This is a genomic window from Actinoplanes sp. NPDC048791, from assembly GCF_040650095.1.
GTDB lineage: Bacteria > Actinomycetota > Actinomycetes > Mycobacteriales > Micromonosporaceae > Actinoplanes.
Genome location: NZ_JBEZGQ010000636.1, coordinates 1 through 4,974 on the forward strand (window position 1 = coordinate 1; position 4,974 = coordinate 4,974).

General features: G+C 72.6%; 4 protein-coding genes and 1 pseudogene. 3 read left to right on the forward strand and 2 right to left on the reverse strand.

Annotation, left to right across the window (positions count from 1 at the left end; translation table 11 throughout):
* Both AB0C29_RS33240 and AB0C29_RS33245 read right to left on the reverse strand, forming a co-directional pair.
* Positions 1–220, reverse strand: a pseudogene (locus AB0C29_RS33240) (methylmalonyl Co-A mutase-associated GTPase MeaB); the annotation flags it as partial.
* A gap of 26 nt (positions 221–246) precedes the next feature.
* Positions 247–1,431 (reverse strand): acetyl-CoA C-acetyltransferase, encoded by a 1,185-nt coding sequence (locus AB0C29_RS33245; RefSeq protein ID WP_360828689.1) that lies wholly within the window; start codon positions 1,429–1,431, stop codon positions 247–249.
* 62 nt (positions 1,432–1,493) lie between these two features.
* Here AB0C29_RS33245 and mce point away from each other — a divergent pair, with 62 nt between their 5' ends.
* The 3 genes from mce to AB0C29_RS33260 all read left to right on the forward strand — a co-directional run.
* A complete protein-coding gene (gene mce / locus AB0C29_RS33250; RefSeq protein WP_360550221.1) occupies positions 1,494–1,928 on the forward strand; it encodes a methylmalonyl-CoA epimerase in 435 nt (144 codons plus the stop codon).
* 280 nt (positions 1,929–2,208) lie between these two features.
* Positions 2,209–3,507 carry a DivIVA domain-containing protein gene (locus AB0C29_RS33255; protein ID WP_360828692.1) on the forward strand — a complete coding sequence of 433 codons (1,299 nt, stop codon included), beginning with the start codon at positions 2,209–2,211 and terminating at the stop codon, positions 3,505–3,507.
* 229 nt (positions 3,508–3,736) lie between these two features.
* Positions 3,737–4,974 (forward strand): Laminin subunit beta-1 (locus tag AB0C29_RS33260; RefSeq protein ID WP_360828695.1); only part of this gene is annotated, 1,238 nt, incomplete at its 3' end.

Below are 4,974 nucleotides of genomic sequence, written 5' to 3' on the forward strand. Positions count from 1 at the left end.
GGACCAGCTCGTTGGTGGTGGTCGACTTGCCCACGCCGGGCGAGCCGGTCAGGCCGACGACCTGGGCCCGGCCCGCGTACGGGGCCAGCGCGGCGGCCACCTCGGGCAGCTTCGGGTCGCCGTTCTCCACGAGGCTGATCAGGCGGGCCACCGAGCGGGCGTCACCCTCCCGGGCCCGGGCCACGAGCGTCGGCACGTCGCGGCCCGGCCGCGCGGAGATGGTCACTCCGCCATCCTCTCCCACGATCAGGCAGCGGGCACCGTGAGGAGCAGCGCGTCGCCCTGGCCGCCGCCACCGCAGAGCGCGGCCGCGCCGAGCCCGCCACCCCGCCGCTTGAGCTCCATCGCGAGGGTCAGCACCAGCCGGGCGCCGGACATGCCGATCGGGTGGCCCAGGGCGATCGCGCCGCCGTTGACGTTGACGATGTCCTCGTTGACCTTGAGCTCACGCATCGAGTGCAGCACGACCTGGGCGAACGCCTCGTTCATCTCGATCAGGTCGAGGTCGGCGACGGTCAGCCCGGCCTTGCCGAGCGCGTGCCGGATCGCGTTCGCGGGCTGGGCCTGCAGCGAGCTGTCGGGGCCGGCCACGTTGCCGTGCGCGCCGACCTCGGCCAGCCAGGTGAGCCCCAGCTCCTCGGCCTTGGCCCGGCTCATCACCACGACCGCGGCGGCGCCGTCGGAGATCGGCGAGGCACTGCCGGCCGTGATCGTGCCGTCCTTGGCGAAAGCGGGGCGCAGGCCGCCCAGTGACTCGGCGGTGGCGTCCGGGCGGACCCCCTCGTCGGTGTCGATGAGCTTGTCGACCCCGCGCAGGCCGGCCTTGACCGGCACGATCTCCTCGGCGAAGCGTCCCTCGCGCTGGGCGGCGGCCGCGCGCTGGTGGCTCAGCGCGGCGAAGGCGTCCTGCTCGGCCCGGCTGATGCCCAGCTCGGCGCCGCTGCGCTCGGTGGACTCGCCCATCGAGATGCCGTCCCACGGATCCATCAGGCCGTCGAAGGCGGTGTGGTCGCGGACCAGGATGTCGCCGTACTTCTTGCCCTGGCGCTGACCCATCAGCAGGTGCGGCGCGTTGGTCATCGACTCCATGCCGCCGGCCACCACGATGTCGAACTCGCCGGCCCGGATGAGCTGGTCGGCCAGGGCGATGGCGTCGAGGCCGGAGAGACAGACCTTGTTGACCGTCAGCGCCGGCGTGGTCATCGGGATGCCCGCGGCCACGGCGGCCTGCCGGGCGGTGATCTGCCCGGTGCCGGCCTGCAGGACCTGGCCCATGATCACGTACTGCACCTGCTCCGGGGCCACGCCGGCGCGCTCGAGGGCGGCGGCGATGGCGTACCCGCCGAGGGCGGTGGCGGGCACGTTCTTGAGGTTGCCGAGGAGGCGGCCCATCGGGGTACGGGCGCCGCTGACGATCACCGAGCTGGTCACAGGGAGCTTCGCTTTCTACAGGCCTGAACGATGGTTAAGTACAGCCTAGTACACTCTCCAGCATGGATTCCCTGCCGCCTGTCGGCCTGCTGCGAGTGGATCACGTCGGGATCGCCGTGGCCGACCTCGACGAGGCCATCGACTTCTATGATCGCGCGTTCGGGATGCGGTGCGTGCACCAGGAGACGAACGAGCAGCAGGGGGTCCGCGAGGCGATGCTGGCCGCCGGCGACGACGGCACGGGCGCCCGGATCCAGCTCCTCGCGCCGCTGCGCCCCGACTCCGCGATCGCGAAGTTCCTCGATCGCAGCGGTCCCGGTCTGCAACAGCTCGCCTACACGGTGGCCGACGTCGAGGCGGCGAGTGCCGCCCTGCGCGCCCGCGGCCTGCGGCTGCTCTACGACGAGCCGCGACGGGGGACGGCCGGCTCGCGGATCAACTTCGTGCACCCCAAGGACGCCGGGGGCGTTCTGGTGGAGTTGGTGCAGCCTGCCTGATTCGTACGCCTTGCGGGTGAAACATCCTGACGGCAGGGCCGCGGACTGGCAGGATCGGGGCCATCATCCCGCGGTGGCCGGTGGCCCTGTGAGACGATCTTCTGCTTCGGGACGGCACAGCAGGTAGCGGCGCGGCAACGCTGTGCGGGCAAGCGCACCTCGGCGCCACCCGAACGGCCGACCTCGGCCTTCGGCAGGCGGGCCGAAGGTGATCACAGGGCGGAATACCCGGCCCGTACGGTCTTGCGTGGCCCCCTGGGGGGTCTGCCAGTATGTCCCAATGCCCCAGCAGCAGGATGCCAATCTCGCGTTCTTCGAGACCGCAAATTCGCAGACCGACTTCACCGTTGTCCTGCGTGGATACGACCGCGGACAGGTGGACGCCCACCTCGGCCGGCTCATCGCCGCCCTGAACCAGTCCGAGCAGGCCCGTGGCGAGGCCGAGCAGCGGATGAACGACGCGCAGCGCCGGCTGCGGCAGGCGGAGCAGCGCCTCAACGCCCTCGAGCAGAAGCTGGCCGACAGCAACAAGCTCCTCGAGGAGAACAACCGGCCGACCCTCTCCGGGCTGGGCACCCGGGTCGAGCAGATCCTGCGGCTGGCCGAGGAACAGGCCAACGACCACCGCAGCGAGGCCAAGCGGGAGTCCGAGGGCATCCTCTCCGCCGCGCGCCTCGAGGCCCGCGAGATCACCGACAAGGCGCGGGCCGAGGCCGCCGCGATGAAGGCGACGGCCGAGCGTGAGGCGGGGCAGCTCCGCACGCAGGCCGAGCGCGAGGCCGCGGAGAACCGGGTGCAGGCCCGGCGCGAGGCCGACACGCTGCGTTCCGACGCCGACCGCGAGACCAAGCAGCTGCGCACGGTCACCGCGCACGAGGTCGCCGAGCTCAAGTCGACCGTCGAGCGCGAGGTCGCCTCGCTGCGGGCCACCGCCGAGCGCGAGATCACCCAGCTGCGCGCCAAGGCGGCCCGGGAGGCCGAGGAGAAGCGCGCCGAGGCCACCAAGATGCTCACCGACGCCCGCGACAAGCGCGACAAGGACCTGCAGGCCCTCGCGCTGGAGACCGCCGAGCGCCGGGAGAAGAGCGAGCGCGAGGAGTCGCAGCGGCACGCCGCCCAGGTCAACGCCACCCAGAAGATGGTGGCCGAGGCCGAGGGCCGGGCCCGCGCCGCCGAGGACCGCGCCAAGGAGATCGAGCAGCGCGCCGAGAGCCGCCGGGTCGAGTCCGAGCGCACCGCCATCGAGACGGTCGAGAAGGCCCGCGCCCTCGCGGAGAAGACGGTGACCGAGGCCCGGTCCGAGTCGCAGCGGCTGCTCAGCGATGCGCGCACCGAGGCCGAGCTCACCACGCAGGCCGCCAAGCGCGAGGTCGAGGACCTCACCCGGCAGAAGGACGCCGTCACCAACCAGCTCGGCCAGATGCTGTCCGGCCTGTCCGGCCTGGTGCCGACCGTCGGTGCGGCGGCCAAGGCGGCCGAGGCCGTCAAGCAGGCCGAGGCCAAGGCCGACACCCCGGCCCAGCGGCCGGCCGAGGCCGGCGAAGCCGGCAAGCCCGAGGCGGTTGCCAAGACGAGCTGAGTCGTTCACCACTCGGTCCCCGGTTGCGCCACCCTCCGGTGTGCGCAACGGTTGAGACGACCGGGTGGGCTGTGCGAAGCATCTGCGGGCCGTGCCGGAGTCCTCCGGTACGGCCCGTTTGTTTCCGCCAGTAGCCTGAGCCCTGACAAATCGCAACCAGACGCATAGTCCCGCCAGGCCGGTGTGTATCGACACGTCACGGGACGATGGGTATGTGAGGATGGAAAGCATGTCGCACGGCGGGGAAATCTTCGGTCTCGGTGGAGACGCTGCCTCCGAGCCCAGCTTCGAGACCGCCCTGCGGGGTTACGAGAAGAAGCAGGTCGAACGCTACGTGGCGCGGGCCGAGAACGAGATCTCCGCCCTGGTCAGTGAGCGCGAGCAGGCCTACTCGCAGATCCAGGCGATGGCCGGGCAGATCGACCGCCTGCAGCAGGAGGCCGCCCAGTCGCGGCGCCAGCCGGGCCTGGCCGACGTCTCCTTCCGGCACCTCGGGCCGAAGGTCGAGGAGATCCTGGCCAAGGCCGAGGAGGTCGCCGCCGACATCAAGAGCTCCGCGACCGACGACATCGCCGCCCGACTGGCCGAGGCCGAGCGGATCCGCGCCGAGGCCGAGGCGCACGCCCACGACGGCATCCGCGACTTCGAGATCGCCCTGGCCGCCCGCCGGGCCGAGGAGGAGAAGGTCGACGTCGCCCGCCGCGCCGCCGCCGAGAAGGCCGTCGCGGGCAGCCGCCAGGCCGCCGAGCAGCTGCGCGCCGAGGCCGAGTCCACCCTCACCCGGGCCCGCGCCGAGGCCCAGCAGCTCACCGAGCGCGCCGCGCAGGAGGTGCAGCGCCAGCGGGCCGAGGTCGAGGGCTACGTCAAGTCCACCCGGGTCCAGGCCGACCAGGAGATCAAGGCCCTGCGCGACAAGACCCAGCAGGACGTGGCGAAGCAGCGGGCGGACGCCGACCGGGAGCGCACCGAGCTGAAGGCCGCCGCCGACCGGGAGATCGCGCAGCGCCGCCAGGAGCTGACCCAGGAGCTCACCCAGATGCGCGCCGCGGTCGAGAAGCAGTGCGCCGACCTGCGCAGCGAGGCCGACAAGTACGCCGAGGAGATCCTGCGCCGCTCCGACGAGCAAGCCACCGCGATCCGCCAGGAGATCGCCGGCCAGCAGAACAAGATCGCCGCGGCCGGCCGCGACTTGACGGCCGCGCAGGCCAAGGTGGCCGAGGCGGAGAAGAAGGCGGCCGACGCCGCCGAGCGCGCCCAGCAGGCCGAGCAGGAGACGCAGCGGGTGCAGCAGCGCCTGGCCGAGGTCAAGGCGGAGCTGGAACGCGAGCTCGTGCACGTCGAGGAGGCCAAGCGGGCCGGCGAGGCCGCCGAGCGCCGCGCCACCGAGGTCCGCCGCCAGGTGCAGCGGGAGGCCAAGCGCGTCGCCGAGCTGGCCTCGGCCGCCGTGCTCGCCGCCGCGGCATCGCC